15 protein-coding genes are annotated in these 16640 nt (G+C 33.8%); 4 read left to right on the top strand and 11 right to left on the bottom strand.

Annotation, left to right across the window (positions count from 1 at the left end):
* The 9 genes from EL158_RS06345 to EL158_RS06305 all read right to left on the bottom strand — a co-directional run bounded on the left by EL158_RS06345 (position 1) and on the right by EL158_RS06305 (position 9220).
* The gene (locus tag EL158_RS06345; RefSeq protein ID WP_027303640.1) at positions 1-555 is read right to left on the bottom strand and encodes a UbiX family flavin prenyltransferase; all 555 of its coding nucleotides are present in this window, start codon (positions 553-555) and stop codon (positions 1-3) included.
* Positions 552-1214, bottom strand: coding sequence for a flagellar basal body P-ring formation chaperone FlgA (gene flgA / locus EL158_RS06340; RefSeq protein WP_027303639.1), 663 nt, complete (start codon positions 1212-1214; stop codon positions 552-554). The genes EL158_RS06345 and flgA overlap by 4 nt, the downstream gene beginning before the upstream one ends.
* An 8-nt stretch (positions 1215-1222) precedes the next feature.
* Positions 1223-1987, bottom strand: coding sequence for a MetQ/NlpA family ABC transporter substrate-binding protein (locus tag EL158_RS06335; RefSeq protein WP_027303638.1), 765 nt, complete (start codon positions 1985-1987; stop codon positions 1223-1225).
* A gap of 9 nt (positions 1988-1996) precedes the next feature.
* The gene (locus EL158_RS06330) at positions 1997-2770 is read right to left on the bottom strand and encodes a MetQ/NlpA family ABC transporter substrate-binding protein (RefSeq protein WP_027303637.1); all 774 of its coding nucleotides are present in this window, start codon (positions 2768-2770) and stop codon (positions 1997-1999) included.
* 51 nt (positions 2771-2821) lie between these two features.
* Positions 2822-3595, bottom strand: coding sequence for a MetQ/NlpA family ABC transporter substrate-binding protein (locus EL158_RS06325; RefSeq protein ID WP_027303636.1), 774 nt, complete (start codon positions 3593-3595; stop codon positions 2822-2824).
* Positions 3596-3754: 159 nt separating this feature from the next.
* Positions 3755-4672, bottom strand: coding sequence for a methionine ABC transporter permease (locus tag EL158_RS06320; protein ID WP_027303635.1), 918 nt, complete (start codon positions 4670-4672; stop codon positions 3755-3757).
* On the bottom strand, positions 4657-5664 hold the full coding sequence (locus tag EL158_RS06315; RefSeq protein WP_027303634.1) for a methionine ABC transporter ATP-binding protein: 1008 nt from the start codon (positions 5662-5664) through the stop codon (positions 4657-4659). The genes EL158_RS06320 and EL158_RS06315 overlap by 16 nt, the downstream gene beginning before the upstream one ends.
* Before the next feature lies 1 nt (position 5665).
* Positions 5666-8278, bottom strand: coding sequence for a valine--tRNA ligase (locus EL158_RS06310; RefSeq protein ID WP_027303633.1), 2613 nt, complete (start codon positions 8276-8278; stop codon positions 5666-5668).
* Between the two features lie 12 nt (positions 8279-8290).
* A complete protein-coding gene (locus EL158_RS06305; RefSeq protein WP_027303632.1) occupies positions 8291-9220 on the bottom strand; it encodes a hypothetical protein in 930 nt (309 codons plus the stop codon).
* 113 nt (positions 9221-9333) lie between these two features.
* Here EL158_RS06305 and EL158_RS06300 point away from each other — a divergent pair, with 113 nt between their 5' ends.
* The 3 genes from EL158_RS06300 to tpx are packed head-to-tail and all read left to right on the top strand — an operon-like array spanning position 9334 to position 12750.
* Entirely contained in the window at positions 9334-11355 is a 2022-nt protein-coding gene (locus EL158_RS06300) for an ATP-dependent helicase (RefSeq protein WP_027303631.1), read from the top strand.
* 44 nt (positions 11356-11399) lie between these two features.
* Complete coding sequence (locus EL158_RS06295; protein ID WP_162149162.1) at positions 11400-12212, top strand: substrate-binding domain-containing protein; 813 nt, start codon at positions 11400-11402, stop codon at positions 12210-12212.
* A gap of 10 nt (positions 12213-12222) precedes the next feature.
* Positions 12223-12750: a thiol peroxidase gene (gene tpx / locus EL158_RS06290; RefSeq protein WP_027303630.1), complete on the top strand. Its 528-nt coding sequence runs from the start codon at positions 12223-12225 to the stop codon at positions 12748-12750.
* Positions 12751-12770: 20 nt separating this feature from the next.
* Here tpx and rpoD read toward each other — a convergent pair whose 3' ends face one another.
* Entirely contained in the window at positions 12771-14624 is a 1854-nt protein-coding gene (gene rpoD / locus EL158_RS06285) for an RNA polymerase sigma factor RpoD (protein ID WP_027303629.1), read from the bottom strand.
* Positions 14625-14792: 168 nt separating this feature from the next.
* Between rpoD and dnaJ the strand changes: the two genes are divergently transcribed.
* The gene (dnaJ, locus tag EL158_RS06280; protein ID WP_027303628.1) at positions 14793-15908 is read left to right on the top strand and encodes a molecular chaperone DnaJ; all 1116 of its coding nucleotides are present in this window, start codon (positions 14793-14795) and stop codon (positions 15906-15908) included.
* On the opposite strand, the gene motB is transcribed toward dnaJ, so the two are convergent.
* A complete protein-coding gene (motB, locus tag EL158_RS06275) occupies positions 15905-16639 on the bottom strand; it encodes a flagellar motor protein MotB (RefSeq protein ID WP_004277694.1) in 735 nt (244 codons plus the stop codon). The two genes, dnaJ and motB, sit on opposite strands and share 4 nt — an antisense overlap.
* Position 16640: the final 1 nt, after the last annotated feature.

The raw sequence follows: 16640 nt of genomic DNA, 5'->3' as shown, positions 1-16640 counted from the left end.
TTAACCCCACCTTTCATATAAATTATGGTCAATTTCTAGTAAATCAAGCCATTTTCCAATAATAAAATTCTCCAAATCTCCTAAATTTTTTATTTTGCTATAACTTGCATAAATGGGCGGAGCTATGATAACTCCCATTAGAGAAAGTTTTGCCATATGTTCTAAATTTAGTGTAGAAAAAGGCAGCTCTCTCACGGCTAAAATGAGTTTTTTTTGCTCTTTTAAGGCTACCGCGCAAGCTCTTGTTAATAAAGTATCACAAAACCCAGCGTGAATTTTAGCTAATGTCGAGATAGAGCAGGGGGCGATGATGGTTTTATCGATACCAAAAGAGCCACTTGAAACCCCCGCACTTAAATCCTCATCATTTAAAAAAACGCATTGATTAAATTTTTTACAAATTTGACTTAAATTTTGTTTATTTTCCGCTTCAAAACTTTTTTTAGCACCCTTAGTGATAATGCAAAAAAGCTCAACCTTTTGTTCTAAATTTTCAAGTATTTTAAGCCCTAAATGCACACTACTTGAACCTGTAATCCCTAACAAAACTTTCATTGTAACAAAACCCTATTTTTCCCCACAACAATGCCTTGCATCACTCTGCCGTCCTTGCTTTTAACTCGAATTCTCTCACCCAAATTTGCACTTTGTAAAGAAACAAGCTCGATTAAAACATCTATACCTTTATCTTTTAAAACGCCTATAACTTGGTCATTTCTTTTAATAATAGCTGTGGTTTTAAACATATTTTGTCTTAAAATGGTATTTTTGCTAATATTATTTTTTGCAAGAAGATTGTTTAAGTCCTCTTTGCTTAGGGCATTGCTTGGGACTTTATCAAAGTCCATCATCACAATTTTATAATCAAATGCACCGATTCTATCTCCTCTTTTTATCGCCCTTGTGCTACGCAAAACTTCTAAATTAGCACGGATAAAATAACGAAAAAAAACATTTTTGGAGATATTTTGTGGAGTTTTAAATTCTGCCCTTACAAAACCTTGCGCTCTATTAAACTTCCCATTAGCAATACGCAAAAACTCAAATTTTTCAAAATCTTTTGGTAAAGAAGTGATTTTTAAATCAATTTGTTCGATAACGATTTGAGGAAAATTATTTTGATATTCTTTAGTTAAGGCAGCTTTGACTAGATCTAAATTTCCAGCTTCTAAAATTTGCCATAAAAACAAAAATACAAAGCAAATTTTCCTCATATTTTCCCTTAAAATAGGCTTATTACAGCACCATTATACTTTTCTTCAATGAATTTTTTAATCGCTTCGCTTTTTAGCACTTCTTTGATAACTTGTGCTTTCTCGCCATCTTTATCCTTTTCTTGCACGGCTAAAACGATAGCATATAAGCTTCCTTCATCTTCGATAAAAAGCCCATCTTTTGGATTTAATTTTGCTCCAAGTGCATAATTTGTAGGGATAAGTGCTACATCTACATCATCTAAAGCACGAGGTAATTGTGCGGCTTTAAGCTCTACAAATTGAAGCTTTTTAGGATTATCCACTATGTCAAGCGGAGTTTTTAAAGCCTTGTCATTGAGCTTGATAAGCCCAGCTCTTTCAAGTAAATCTAAAGCTCTGCTTTCATTTGTAGGGTCATTTGGGATAGCGATTTTAGCATTTTGTGGAATTAAGTCTTTGTCCTTAATTTTTTTAGAATACCCAGCCATAGGCACCAAAATGATATTATCTACCGCGACTAACTTGCTTTTTTGATTAGCATTAAACTCATCTAAAAAAGGCTTATGCTGATATAAATTTGCATCTAAATCCCCCTGTGCTAAAGCTAAATTTGGCAACACATAATCAGCAAATTCCTTCACTTCCAAATTCCAACCTTTTTCTTTAAATAAAGCTTTGCTAAATTCCAAGATTTCAGCGTGTGGAGTAGGTGTAGCACCTATAATTATGGTTTTATCATTTGCAAAAGCAAAATGAAACAATAAGCTAACAATTAAAATAATTTTTTTCATTTTTCCTCCTTAAAAACCAGGAATTAAAATATCTTTATAGTTTTCCTCGATAAAATTTCGAAGTTTTTCACTCCTTAAAACCTTATCGATAACTTTAGTTTTTGCACTTTGTGAGTCCTCTGCTCTTACGACTACAAAATTAACATAAGGGCTATCTTTATCCTCAATGAAAATGGAATCTTTTACAGGGTTCAAGTTCGCCCCTAAAGCATAGTTTGAATTAATCACAGCTACATCCACATCACTTAAAGCACGAGGTAATTGTGCGGCTTTAAGCTCTAGGAATTTAAGCTTTTTAGGATTATCCACTATGTCAAGCGGAGTTTTTAAAACCTTGTCATTGAGCTTGATTAGTCCAGCTTTTTGCAAAAGCTCCAAAGCTCTACTTTCATTTGTAGGGTCATTTGGGATAGCGATCCTAGCACCATCTTTTAACTCGCTAAGATTTTTTAGCTTTTGACTAAATGCAGCCATAGGAGCAATCACAATAGGCGTGGTAGCGACTAAATCGCTCTTGGCATTTTTATTGTATTCGTCTAAAAAAGGCTTGTGTTGGTATAAATTTGCGTCTAATTCTTTAGCGCTTAAAGCCTTATTTGGCAGGATATAATCAGAAAATTCAACAATTTTAAGTTCATAACCCTCATTTTTAAAATCCTCTCTCATATGCTCAATTAAATTTTCAAAAGGATTTGGTGTAAGTCCTATGGTGATAATTTTTTCATTAGCAGACGAAAAAGAAGAAAATAAAAAAAAAGTTAAAATTATCTTTAAGAAATTCATGGAAGTTTCCTCATTATTATGGAAAAATCCCCGATTTAGTCGGGGAAAGGATTAGAAAGCTGGTACAACAGCGCCGTCGTATTTTTCTGCGATAAATTTCTTTATCTTTTCACTTTGAAGAACTTTTGCAAGGGCTTTAATCTTAGAATCTTGTTCCTTACCTTCCTTAACAACTAAAACATTGGCATAAGGACTATCTTTATCCTCGATAAAAATAGAATCTTTTACAGGACTTAAATTTGCCAAAAGAGCATAATTTGAATTAATCACCGCAACATCAACATCGCTCAAAGCACGAGGTAATTGTGCGGCTTTAAGCTCTACAAATTGAAGCTTTTTAGGATTATCCACGATGTCAAGTGGGGTTTTTAAAGGCTTATCGTTAAAGCTTACAAGTCCTGCTTTTGCAATAATATCTAAAGCTCTACTTTCGTTAGTTGGGTCATTTGGAACGGCAATTTTAGCACCATCTTTTAATTCATCAAAGCTCTTATATTTTTTAGAATACACAGCCATAGGCTCAATGTGAACACTTGCAACTTTGACAAGTTTCGTACCCCTGCTTTTATTGAATTCTTCTAAATAAGGCGTATGCTGAAAGAAATTTGCATCGACTTCACCATTATCTGTGGCAAGATTTGGCAAGACATAATCGGTAAATTCTTTTACCACAAGAGTGTAACCCTCTTTCTTTAAATCTTCTTTAACCTGATTTAAAATCTCAGCGTGTGGAACAGGAGTCGCTGCGACAACAATTTTTTCTGCGGCATTTAAATTAAGAGTAAAGCCTAAAAGGCTTACTAAAAGTAGTGTTTTGATTTTCATTTTTTTCCTTTCTTTAAGTCATTGTGCTTGCTTATCTTACGCCCTGACTACCAGAAAGAGTTTTTAAGATAGTCAGGCTAAAACATCTGAGACATCATAGCTTATCCTTTCAAAAAATTAATTAGGTTTGATTCTAACTTAAAAATTATTAATATAATATTAATTATTTAAATTTCTCTGCTTTTTTATTTTAAAAACTAAAATTAAGCTTAAAATAATTCCCAATGAGACTTCGAGTACTACATTCTCTTGATGATAGAAATCAAATATTATCTTAGCCAAATCAATCAAAATAAGCCCCACGATAATGTAAATTTCTTTGCAATCCTTAGTCCAAGCATAAAAGAAATTACCTAAAATTTGCACCATTTGCACTAAAATTAGCAAAATAACAACAGTTTGTATCATCATCACGCTATCAAAACGCTCATAACCATAGCGAATCGCTACATCGCCAAGTCCTCCACCGCCAATTGTCCCAGCAAGAGCCGAAAAACCTATGGTAAAAATTAAAGTTAGGGTTAAGCCACCAATGATATTTGGCAGGGCTTCTACGAAAATGACCTTAAAAATGATTTGTATATCACTAGAACCATAGGATTTTGCTGCCTCTATAACACCCTTATCGACCTCTTTAAAAGCACTTTCAATCATTTTAGCCAAGTAAGGTGCTATACCTATGGAAAGAGGGGTGATAACAGCATCTGTTCCTATGCTTGTGCCAACAACGATTTTAGAAAGCGGCAAAAGCACGATGATAAGAATAAGAAAGGGGAAAGCCCTTAAAATATTTGTAATAAAATCCAAAATAGCGTAAGCAAAGGAATTCTCTCTAATACCATCACGACCCCAAATCGCAAGTAAAATCCCTGGAATAATAGCCAACAAAAAGCCCACAAAAACACTCATCAAGCTCATATAAATCGTTTCATTTAAGGCTTGTTTCAAAATCAAATCATAATTTTGAGAAAAATTTGTAACAGAAGCCACAAGCGTTTCCTTCATACCCTGCCAAGAACTTTCAGTAAAAAAACCAGTCAATCTAGTCAAAAATTCACCCATTAAACCATCTCCCATAAAACACCACTTTTTTCTATATAAGCTAAAACTTCTTCCCTATCTTTTTCATCAATATTAATGACCAAATTTCCTAAAGCCACGCCGTTGAGTTTTTCAATTTTACCCCACACGATGTTAAAATCGATATTTAATGTCCTTGCCATATGAGTTATAACGCTATTTTGAGCGACTTCCTTAGGAAAATAAAGCTTGATATTTAGTCCATTTTCTGGTAAAAAATCGCTTTCTCCCAAAAATTCTCTCATCTTAGCATTAGGCTTTAAAAATAGCTCATCAATTTTTCCGCTACCAATAATTTGTCCGTGTTCGAGCAAAATAGCTTTTTGCGCTATATCCTTGACAACTTCCATTTCGTGTGTTACTAAAACAACGCTAATGCCAAATTCTTTATTGATTTTAAGGATAAGCTCTAAAATATTTTTAGTCGTGTTAGGGTCAAGTGCCGAGGTCGCTTCATCGCTTAATAAAATTTTAGGATTAAGCGCTAAGGCTCTTGCAATAGCAACTCTTTGTTTTTGTCCTCCACTTAATTCTTTAGGATAAGAATTTTTTTTATGACTTAAACCCACAATGTCCAAAAGCTCATTAATTCTCTTTTTAATATCATTTTCACTCATGTAATCTTTTCTAAACAAACTCGCCATCATTTTACACTGGGTATAGTGCGTTCTTAATGGCATAGCAATATTTTCAAAAACATTTTTGCGATTCATTAGGGCGAAATTTTGAAAAATCATTCCCACATCTTTTCTTAAATTTTTAAGCTTTTCAGGCTCATTTTCAAGGAGGTCTTTAATTTCTAAATCAAAAACCTTAAGACTACCTTTTTGGTAGGTCTCAAGCCCATTAATGCACCTTAAGAGTGTAGATTTACCAGCTCCACTATGTCCCACTATGGCACAAATTTCACCTTTTTTAATCTCCAAAGAAACATCGTTGATAACCAGCTCTTTACCATAATATTTTTGCAAATTTTGTATTTTTATCAAATTAACCCCTTAAATTTTTAAGTTCCATCTGCACCTTTTCAAATTGCTCTTTAAGATTATTTAAGGCATTTTGATTTTGTAGGATAATGTCTTTTGGTGCTTTGGATAGGAATTTTTCATTGCTTAACATTGCGTTGATTTTAGTAAATTCTTTTTCTAGCTTTATTTTTTGATTTTCAAGCCTTGAAATAATCGCACTTAAATCTATATTGTCAAGCTTAATGTTAATTTCTAAATTTTCACTCACATCACAAATGGCGTTGTTTAATTTTTCGCTTATAAATTCTACACTTTCACATTTTGCAAGAAGAGTTATGAAATGTTGATATTTTTCTATCTCGCTTTGCATAGCAGAATTATTAAGCTTAATATAAGCCTTTTCAATCTTAGCATTACCAAGCTCGATTAAGCTTTTTGCTCGGCGTATGCTAATGATACTTTCTATTAATAAAGAAAAAATGCGTTCTATTTTTTCATCTTTGTTACCTAAATTTGGATAAGCACTTATCATAATCGAAGCACTATTTTCAAGCTCACTTCCACTTAATTTATGGTAGGCATATTCACTTATAAAAGGCATAAAAGGATGCAAGGCTTTTAAGGCTTCTTTAAAAATGCTTCCAAGCTCTTTAACGCTACTTTTTTGTGCCTTACTAAGCTCGATCCCCCAATCACAAAAATCGTCCCAAAAAAATCTGTAAAGATAATTTGCCGCATCATTAAAGCGGTAGTTTTCTAAATTTTCTCTTACTTGTTTGAGGCATTCTTGAAATTTTGCGTTAATAAATTTAGCAAGCTCACTTTGAATAGTAATGTTTTCTAAATCTTCAAATTTGTTTTCGTTTAAAAGAAGATAATTTGTCGCATTGTAAATTTTGTTTGTAAAATTCCTTACTTGCAAAAGCTTATCTTCGCTTAATTTTATATCGCGTCCTTGCACCGCTAGCAAAGCAAGAGTAAAACGCAAAATATCAGCACTATAAGTTTTAATGCTTTCATTTGGGTCAATGACATTACCAAGACTTTTGCTCATTTTGCGTCCTTGCTCATCTTTGACTAAAGCGTGTAAATAAATATGCTTAAAAGGAAGTTCTTCTAGGGCGTTTGTGCTTTGAAACATCATTCTAGCGACCCAGAAAAATAAAATGTCAAAAGCAGTAATAAGCAAGGAGTTGGGGTAAAATTCCCTCAAATCTTTTTCAAACCAAAATTGATCCTTGCCCCAGTCCTTATTACCCCAGCCAAGTGTGCTCATAGCCCAAAGACCTGAGCTAAACCAAGTATCTAAGACATCAGGGTCTTGATGAAAATTAGTACTGCCACATTTTGGGCAAGATTTGGGTGTATCTTCACTTGCCCACTCACATCCACACTCGCAGTAATAAACAGGAATTTGATGTCCCCACCAAAGCTGCCTTGAAATACACCAATCACGCAAATCTCGCATCCAAGCATTAAAGCTATTGACCCAGTGGCTAGGGTAAAATTGCGTCTTATTTAAAGCGACTTTTTCTATGCTTTTTTGAGCGATTTCTTTTTTGACAAACCATTGTTTAGAGATATAAGGCTCTACAATATTATTACAACGATAGCAATAGCCCACTTGATTATGATGCTCTTCTATCTTTTCGATAAAACCTAAATTTTCGAGTTTTTGGACTATTTTTTCTCTCGCTTCAAGTCTTTCTAAACCCATAAATTCCAAACAATGCTCATTTAAAATTCCTTTTTCGTCAAAAACGCTAAGAAATTCTAAATGGTGTCTTAAACCCACCTCATAATCATTCATATCGTGTGCTGGAGTTACCTTTACTACACCTGTTCCAAAGTCTTTTTCCACAGATTCATCAGCGATAATTTTAATAGTTTTTTTACTTAGAGGCAAAACGACCTCTTTTCCTACAAATTTAGCATATCTTTCATCATCAGGATGCACCATTACTGCCGTATCGCCGAAAAAAGTTTCAGGGCGAGTTGTAGCAACGATAAGAAATTCTTCACTATCTTTTAAAAAATATTTAATGTGATAAAGTTTGCCTTTGTTTTCTTTATATTCGACTTCTATATCGCTTAAAGCACCATCGTGAGTGCACCAATTTACCATATAATTTCCCCGCACAATGAGCTTTTCATCATAAAGCTTTACAAAGGCTTTTTTAACGGCATTTGCCAAGCCATCATCCATAGTAAAACGCAAACGACTCCACGCCGGAGTTATACCAAGTGTCCGCATTTGTTCTAAAATTTTGCCCCCACTTTGTTCTTTCCATTCCCACACTTTTTCTATAAATTTTTCTCTTCCAAGCTCTTCTTTTGTAATGCCTTGTGCCAAAAGTTGCTTTTCTACGACATTTTGTGTAGCGATACCTGCGTGGTCAAGTCCGGGCTGATAAAGCGTTTTGTAGCCATCCATTCTTTTATAACGCGTGATAATATCTTGCAGGGTAAAAGTAAGAGCATGCCCAATGTGCAAAACGCCTGTTACATTAGGTGGAGGCATCATAATGCAGAAATTTTTACCCTCTTTTTGTATGCTTTTGTTTGAATCTATCTCAAAATATCCGCGTTTTTCACAAAGCTCATAGTATTTTTTTTCTAAATTTTTATCATACATTGAGAAAAATTCCTATTTTTGAGATTTGATTTCAATGATTTCTGTAAAAGGGAAGAAAAATTGAGCTGTTTCGAGCCTTCTCTTTAAGCTTTTAATATGCTTAGCAAAATCGCTTCCCTTAAATTCCTCATCACTTTTAAATTCTATCCTTTCGATAATCTCTTCTCTTTTAACCTTTGAATTTAATTCATTAAGATTGCCAAGATGCGGGGCTAATTGTTTAATATCAATGTATCTATAAGCTTTTTTCATATGAGAAAAAATAATATCTTTGTTGTAAATGCTTATATTCATTTTATGTTTTGGTAGCATTTCTATAAAAACGGTTAAGTTATAATCTTGCGCCCTTGATTGAACAGGGATAAGCATATCTTCTAAAAGCTCGATTCTATATTGAGTCAAGGCTTTGCCGTGCATCACATAAACCTTCATCGTTTCAGAACTAAGCTTTGGCTCAAAACGGCTATCTTTACCTTTTTGCTGATATTCTTTTATGGTGCTTAGGCGAATTTGCTTTTGATTTCTTTCTTTCTTTCTTTCTTCTTTTTTTACGCTTTGCTGAGGCTCTTTTTTCTTTATATCTTTTACTTCTTTAATGGCTTGTTTTGGCTGCTCGATTGGCTTTTTGTTTTCTTCTTGTTTTGTGAGCTTAGGTTCTTCTTTTTTCTCTTCTTGTTTTACTGTGTGATTAAGATCTACCTGCGTTTGCTCTTGTATTTGTGTTGGCAAAATAGGGCTTAAGCTAGTATTTGTTTCTTGAATGAAATCTTGTTCTTTTTGTTGTGGCTCTTGTGGGAGAGTTTGTTGTTGGGTTTGAATTGTAGGAGTTTGATTGACTGCACTACTTGTATCACGCTCAAAAAGATAATAATAAGTCCCGCCAAGTGCGAAAATTAAAGCGATTAATATGGCTATTAAAATAGAAAAAACCTTAACATTCATTTCTTTTCCTTAAATTTAAATAAAATAAAATCTATATTATACAATAAGAAAGTCAAAATTTCATTTTTTAAGCAAATTTTTTTATAATTACGCCTTTTATTTTAAGGAGAAGAATGCCACTTTCTAAACTCAATGAAGAGCAATTAAAAGCTGCTAAAGCAAATTTTGGACACAATCTCATCATCGCAAGTGCTGGCACGGGTAAAACTTCTACCATAGTCGCTAGAATAGCTTTTTTATTACAGCAGGGCATTAAGCCTGAAAGAATTATGCTTTTAACCTTTACCAATAAGGCAAGTAAAGAAATGATTATGCGTCTTTCACGCTATTTTGATAAAAAAATCACAGGAAAAATTCTAGCCGGCACCTTTCATTCCACTGCCTACACTCTCCTTAAAAATGCTGATAAAACCATCATTTTAAAGCAAGCAAGTGAGTTAAAAACCCTACTTAAAAGTGTGTATGAAAAACGGCGTTTTTCGCATTTAAGCGATATAAATCCCTACGCAAGCACCTCTTTATACGAACTTTATTCTTTATTCCAAAATAAAACTCATAATGAGGAATTTCACACTTGGTTTTGTCAAAACTACCCAGAACAAAGCATTTACGCGGAAATTTATGAGGATATTTTAAAAGAATATGAAGAGGAAAAAAAGCGTTTTAATTATGTGGATTTTAACGATTTGCTTTTAAATTTAAAAGAGCTTTTAAAGACCCAAAAGCACGAATTTGATGAAATTTTAGTTGATGAGTATCAAGATACAAATTCTTTGCAAAGCTCACTTATCGAGGCATTTGAAAGTAAAAGTCTATTTTGTGTGGGGGACTATGACCAAAGTATTTATGCTTTTAATGGGGCGGATATTAACATTATAGGAGGATTTAAGGAGCGTTTTTTGGATGCACAAATTTTTTCACTCAATAAAAACTACCGCTCCTCAAAAAGCATTTTAGCCCTTGCTAATAAAGTCATTTTAAATAATGAAAGACTTTATCCAAAAGAGCTTATCGTAACGCGTCAAGATGAATTTAAGGCACCTAGTTTGCTCATTTTTGATGAATTGTTTTCTCAATATCAAAACATCGCTAAAATGATATATACAAGCGGAATTAATTTGGAGGAAATCGCTGTGATTTTTCGTAATAATTCTAGTGCTGATGGTATGGAAGTGGCTTTAAGGGAGCGAGGGATTGCAAGTGTGAGAAAGGGGAGTGGGAGCTTTTTTGAAAGTTTAGAAGTTAAAGCATTTTGCGCGATGTTGGCTCTAATTGTCAATCCCAAAGATATTATGGCTTTTATTCATCTTATACAATATACAAAAGGTGTGGGGGGAGTTTTAGCAAAAGATATTTTTGACGCACTTTTAAAGCTTGGAGATGGAAATTTGATTAAGGGTTTTTTAGAGCCTGATAAAAGTGTAAGTTTGAAAAATTATCAAAAAAGAAATTATGAACTAGGGCTTTTTGCGGATTTAGATGATTTGGCAAATGAAAAGCGTTTTCATTTTGAAAGCGAATTTGAAGCACACCCCATCTTAAAACTTTCTAAAATCAATGAGCTTTGTGCGAGAAATTTGGAAAAACTTTATTTTTTTCTTAAAGAAGTGGAGCGTAAAAGGCATTCTTTAGAAGTGTTAAATTGCATTTTTAATAATGAATTTTTTAAAGAAATTTGCGAGGAGCTTGCTACAAAAAGAGCGACAAATAAAGCAGGGCAGGTCGATTTGCTAAGAAAAAATGAAAATTTACAAAAGATAGAAGCAAAATTTGGAATTTTAAAAGAATTTGCGAAAAATTATAGCGATGTTTATAAATATTATAATTTTCTAACACTAGGCTCAAGTGAAATGAGTAGCGGAAAAGGCGTGAATTTGTTAAGTGTGCATGCAAGTAAGGGGCTTGAGTTTGATTTAGTTTTTGTGGTAGATTTAGCACAAAATCGTTTTCCCAACAAAAAACTAATGTCTAGGGGAGGAAGTTTAGAGGAAGAAAGAAGGCTTTTTTATGTCGCTGTAACAAGGGCAAAAAATATACTTTATCTTAGTTACGCAAAATACGATAAAAATAAAAAAACGCATTATAAGCCGTCTTGTTTTTTAGTCGAAGCTGGGTTATGTAAAGAGGAGTATTAACTTTTAAGTGTTAGTATAAATGAAACGATTGAAAGAGGTGTATGATGAAAAAATTGTTATTTTTAAACACCTTAATGGCTAGTTTATTAAGTGCTGAAATTTTACTTTATGGACCAGATCCAGCAGCTTTAGCTATGAGAGAGCTTGCGTTAGAATTTGAGAAAAAAAGCGGAGAAAGGGTTGTTGTGAATTCCGGTCCTTCTAAAACTTGGCTTTATAAAGCTAGACAGGATGCGGATTTATTTTATGCACCAAGTGCTAAGAGTATGGAGAGGTATATTGAATTAGTGCCAAATTTAAGTATAGATGATATTAGCATTATCCATTTGTGTCAAACAAATTTAATGGTGCGTCCTAACAATCCTCTAAAAATCACCTCCTTTAACGATCTTTTGGATAAAAAAGTTAAAATTATGGCGATGAGTGGAGGACACAATAGCTATGAATTTATAGCCCTTAAAATGGGAAATGGGGAAAATTTAACTAAGCTTAGAAAAAATATTATTGTGTATGCAAAAGGTCCAAAAGAAGCCTTAAGCTTATGGAGGCAAGATCCAAACATCGATGTTTTAATTGGCTCTTCATGTTGGAAAAAGACTTTAGAAAATGAGGCTTTGTTTGTTGAGGTGGGAAAGGAATTTGCTATGTATAAGGCTATGGAATTAGCCCCTACAAAAAAAGGTTTGCAAAATCAAAAAGTGCAAGAATTTATCAATTTCACAAAAAGCGAGGAGGGACAGAGGATTTTACAAGATACTATTTGGAGTTTAGAGGGCGATTTTAAGCGAGGTAGAGTTCATCAACCGCCGCTTTTGCCACATCATAATAGAAATCATCAATATAATACATCATATTAAAGGAGAAAAAATGTCAGTTAATTTTAAAGGAAATCCCGTTGATTTAAAGGGAAATGTGCTAGAAGTTGGAGCAAAAGCTCCTAAAGTAAGTCTTAAGGCTAAGGATTTAAGCGTTGTAGAAATCGCAAAAGAAGATAAGGTGCAAATTGTCCTTACTGTGCCGAGCCTCGACACTCCTGTTTGTGCGAGTGAAGCAAGAGAATTTAATCAAAAAATCGCTGCTTTTAAGGGTGCTGAAGTGATTGTTGTCAGTATGGATTTACCTTTTGCTATGGGAAGATTTTGCTCGACTGAAAATATTGACAATTTAGTCGTAGCAAGTGATTTTGTCGCTAAAGAATTTGGAGAAAAATACGGCGTTTTAATCGCTAATGGTGCTTTAGAAGGGCTTTTAGCTAGAGCTGTTTTTGTGATTAAAGATGGCAAAATCGCTTATAAAGAGCTTGTAAAAGAAATCACAGAAATGCCAAATTTTGAAGCTGTTGAAGAATTTTTTAAAGGTTCTGGAAGTTGTTGTGGGGGTTGCGGCTGCCACTAAAAATAAGCCTTGAAAAAGGCTTATTTCCACCCTTCGATATAATTTTTAAGTTTGCGTCCTACTTTTGGGTGCTTTAGTTTTTTAATTGCCGAACTTTCTATTTGTCTTACTCTTTCGCGTGTTACATTAAGTTCTTTTCCTATCTCTTCCAAAGTTCTATCACTTTCATCTTCAAGTAAGCCAAAACGCATACGAATTACAGCCTTTTCTCTATCATTTAGCTGATCAAGCACTTCATCGATTTGTTCTTTTAAGTCATCTTTTAAAATGTTATCCATAGGAGAAAGCGAATTTTTATCCTCTACAAAATCTCCAAATTTTCCATCATCTTCACTGCCAATAGGTGCTTCAAGAGAAATAGGCTCTTTGGTAATTTTAATGACTTGTTTTACCTTATCAACGCTCAAGCCCACTTCTTTAGCAATATCATTGACATCTGGCTCTTTGCCATTTTTTTGCAAATGCTCTCTTATGATTTTGTTGATTTGATTAATTGTTTCTATCATATGGATAGGAATACGAATTGTTCTTGCCTGATCAGCAATCGCTCTTGAAATGGCTTGTCTTATCCACCAAGTCGCATAAGTGGAAAATTTATAACCTCTCTTGTATTCAAATTTATCCACCGCTTTCATTAAGCCTATATTGCCTTCTTGTATAAGGTCCAAAAATGGCAAGCCTCTATTTGTATAACGCTTGGCTATACTGACAACAAGACGCAAATTTGACTTTGCCATTCTACCCTTAGCTTCATCGGAAATTTTTTTACCTCTTTTGATTTGTTCTAAAATTTCTTTTAAACGACTTTTTTCCAAATCAAAGCTTTTTTTACTCGCTTCTTTAGTTTGAAAGAGTTTTTTAATCTCCATATAAGTGCTTACCATAGTCGTTTCCATAGCTTTTTCGGCAATTTCATCTTTGCTTAATTTGGTAATTTCTTTTAAAATATCCGCATGCCTAGCTTTCAGCTCATCTGAAAACATAGGAAGACGGTATTCTAAACGCTTAAGTTCCTTGTCAAATTCATCATCACTCTTAAGCGCTGTTTCCATTGACTTGACAATTTCACTAATAAGCTTTGAAGTTGGTCCTAGGTCCATTAATTTTTCTTTTAAAATATTCTTTTTAAAAGCTATGCTTAATTTGTCTAAAAGCTCATCTTCTTTAGCTTTAGTTTCTTTAGAAACTTTAAGCCATTCTTTTTTTGCTTTTTCTAAGGCTTTAAATTTTTCTATCACTTTTAAGGTGCGTTCATCTTCCTTTTTGTTAGGCTTTTTGGTTTTTTTATCCTCTTCGCTTTCTTCATCATTTTCTTCTTCATCGAGCTTATCATTTTCCTTGTCTTCTTCCTCATCAAAACTTTTAAAAAGCTCTTTTACACGCCTTTCTCTATTAATCAAAGGTTCTTGATAGTCTAAAATAAAATCAATCAAATAAGGCACAGAACAAAAAGCATCGATGATAATATCTTCACCCAATTCAATTTTCTTTGAAATTTCGACTTCTTCATCTTTGTTTAAAAGTGCGATTTGCCCCATTTCTCTTAAATACATACGCACAGGAGAGTCCGAGCGACTCCACTCTAAAAGCTCATTTTCGTTTGCTAAATTAAATTCATTTTCTAGCCCAGTATCTTGGAGCTTTTGTTTCTCTTCTTCTAATCTTTTCGCATCGGCTACATTTTGCATTTGGGCAATTTGTGCCGCAGAATAAAGCTCAACTTTATATTTTTTCATCAAAGAGCGAATTTTTTTAATCGCTGTAAGATTGGGCTGCTTATTAAGATATTTAACTAATTTCTCATAGGTAATATAATCTTCTTTATTTTCCTTAAATAATTCTTCAAGCTCTAAATTTTGAGTTTTAGCGTCCATTTTTTTCCTTTTACAAAGATAAATTTGCGATTTTAGCTTATTTTTGCTTAACTTTTGTATAATCGACTTTAAGGCGTTTTTCTTAACTTTCAACGCTTGCAAATTTATTATCATTTTTTAATTAAAATTTGATAGAATCACAACTTTTAATCAAAATAAGGAAAATGCGTGGAAATCAGTTATTATGAAATTTTAGAAATAACACAAAGTGCCGATAAAGAAAGCATTAAAAAAGCTTATAGAAAACTAGCCTTAAAATATCATCCTGATAGAAATCAAGGAGATAAAGAAGCTGAAGACAAATTTAAACTTATCAACGAAGCCTATGAAGTTTTAAGTGATGATGAAAAAAGAGCTATTTATGATAGATACGGCAAAGAAGCTTTAAAGAGTAGGGCTGGTGGAAGTGCTGGTTTTGGTGATTTTGAGGATATTAGAGATATTTTTACAAGTTTTTTTGGAGAAGGTTTTGGCGGCAGGAAATCGCGACAAAAAAATAATGAAGATAAATTTAACGCCGATTTTGTTGTGGGGCTTAATCTTAGCTTTAAAGAAGCTGTTTTTGGCTGCACAAAGGAAATTGATTTTACTTATAAAAACTCGTGCAAAACTTGTAATGGCAGTGGGGCAAAAGACGGCAAAATGCAAACTTGTCCTAAGTGTCAAGGTAGAGGGCAAATCGTTATGAAGCAAAGCTTTTTGTCTTTTGCGCAAACTTGTCCCGATTGTAGTGGTAGCGGAAGCTGTGCGAGTGATAAGTGTCCGCAGTGCAAGGGGCTTGGCTATGAAGAGCTTAAAGATAAGGTTGAGCTTAAAGTGCCTGAGGGTGTGGATAGTGGAATGAATTTGAGGGTTAGCGAAAAGGGAAATATTACTAAAAATGGCATTAGGGGGGATTTATTTGTTAAAATTCACGCAGAAGAAGATGAAACTTTTATCCGTGATGATGAAGATATTTATATAGAATTTCCTGTTTTTTTCACACAAGCTATTTTGGGTCAAAGCGTGAAAGTTCCTACAATTCGCGGTGAAGCGACTTTAAATTTGCCAAAAGGTGCAAAAGATGGGCAAAGATTTGTGCTTGAAAATGAGGGCGTTAAAAATGTTCGCAGTTCACATATAGGTAGGCAAATTGTGCAAATTGCCATTAAATTTCCAAACTCACTTAATGAAGAGCAAACAAAACTTTTAGAGCAATTAAGCGAAAGTTTTGGCATCAAGGATGGTATGCATCACGAGCAAAAAGGCTTATTTGATAAAATAGCCACTTGGTTTAAGGGCTAGTTAGCCCTTTGAAGTAGTTCTAATATAGATCTTTGTGCATTATCATCGTCTATATCGACTTTAAAATAAATTTCAACTCTATTATTTGCAAGATCGCTTGGAGCGTGATTGAGTAAAGGCTCATTAAAACCATAACTTTTAATGCTAAGTTTTCCCACACTTACTCCGCCATCAATAAAATAATTCATCACAGCCTTAGCTCTTTCATAGCCTAATTCAAAACTTCTTAAAGCACTATCACTATTATCCGTAAAGCCACGAATTTCGATTTTTGCTTGTGGTGGCAAACTCAAAGAAAGTTGTGCCATACGCTTGAGATAATCTTGCACATCGGCAGAGACAATTTCCGCACTATTTTTAGCAAATTCTACGCGTGAGGGGAGATTAAGAGCGATTTGATTTTCGGATTGATCGAGGGCGGCTTTAAGTTTTCTAATTGTTTCTTGCTGACTTAAAGTCAGTCTTTTTAGCGCCTCAACTTCATCATTTGGAGTTCTTGAAGCACCTGCGTGCTTTTCAGTATTTTGACTTTCTGTTTTAACCGCTTGGGTTGTTGTATAATCGAAAATTTTTACAAATTCCGTTTTTAAAGCTTCGACCTTAGCGGGATTTGTTTCAGAAATAGCCCAAAGTGCAATAAAAAGTGCCAAAAGCAAACTTAAAAAATCCGCATAAGGCACAGCCCATTTTTCACCAGCTGGACATTCGGGGCATTTGTGTTTTTTAGCCATT

Source organism: Campylobacter upsaliensis, from assembly GCF_900637395.1.
GTDB classification, from domain to species: Bacteria; Campylobacterota; Campylobacteria; order Campylobacterales; family Campylobacteraceae; genus Campylobacter_D; species Campylobacter_D upsaliensis.
The sequence above is the reverse complement of the archived record's forward strand: the minus strand, read 5'-3'. Positions and strand labels throughout refer to the sequence as shown.

Excerpts from the sequence above, each read along its gene's own strand:
- EL158_RS06345 (WP_027303640.1), bottom strand. The coding sequence starts at position 555 with ATGAAAGTTTTGTTAGGGATTACAGGTTCAAGTAGTGTGCATTTAGGG.
- flgA (WP_027303639.1), bottom strand. The coding sequence starts at position 1,214 with ATGAGGAAAATTTGCTTTGTATTTTTGTTTTTATGGCAAATTTTAGAA.
- EL158_RS06335 (WP_027303638.1), bottom strand. The coding sequence starts at position 1,987 with ATGAAAAAAATTATTTTAATTGTTAGCTTATTGTTTCATTTTGCTTTT.
- EL158_RS06330 (WP_027303637.1), bottom strand. The coding sequence starts at position 2,770 with ATGAATTTCTTAAAGATAATTTTAACTTTTTTTTTATTTTCTTCTTTT.
- EL158_RS06325 (WP_027303636.1), bottom strand. The coding sequence starts at position 3,595 with ATGAAAATCAAAACACTACTTTTAGTAAGCCTTTTAGGCTTTACTCTT.
- EL158_RS06320 (WP_027303635.1), bottom strand. The coding sequence starts at position 4,672 with ATGGGAGATGGTTTAATGGGTGAATTTTTGACTAGATTGACTGGTTTT.
- EL158_RS06310 (WP_027303633.1), bottom strand. The coding sequence starts at position 8,278 with ATGTATGATAAAAATTTAGAAAAAAAATACTATGAGCTTTGTGAAAAA.
- EL158_RS06305 (WP_027303632.1), bottom strand. The coding sequence starts at position 9,220 with ATGAATGTTAAGGTTTTTTCTATTTTAATAGCCATATTAATCGCTTTA.
- EL158_RS06300 (WP_027303631.1), top strand. The coding sequence starts at position 9,334 with ATGCCACTTTCTAAACTCAATGAAGAGCAATTAAAAGCTGCTAAAGCA.
- EL158_RS06295 (WP_162149162.1), top strand. The coding sequence starts at position 11,400 with ATGAAAAAATTGTTATTTTTAAACACCTTAATGGCTAGTTTATTAAGT.
- tpx (WP_027303630.1), top strand. The coding sequence starts at position 12,223 with ATGTCAGTTAATTTTAAAGGAAATCCCGTTGATTTAAAGGGAAATGTG.
- rpoD (WP_027303629.1), bottom strand. The coding sequence starts at position 14,624 with ATGGACGCTAAAACTCAAAATTTAGAGCTTGAAGAATTATTTAAGGAA.
- motB (WP_004277694.1), bottom strand. The coding sequence starts at position 16,639 with ATGGCTAAAAAACACAAATGCCCCGAATGTCCAGCTGGTGAAAAATGG.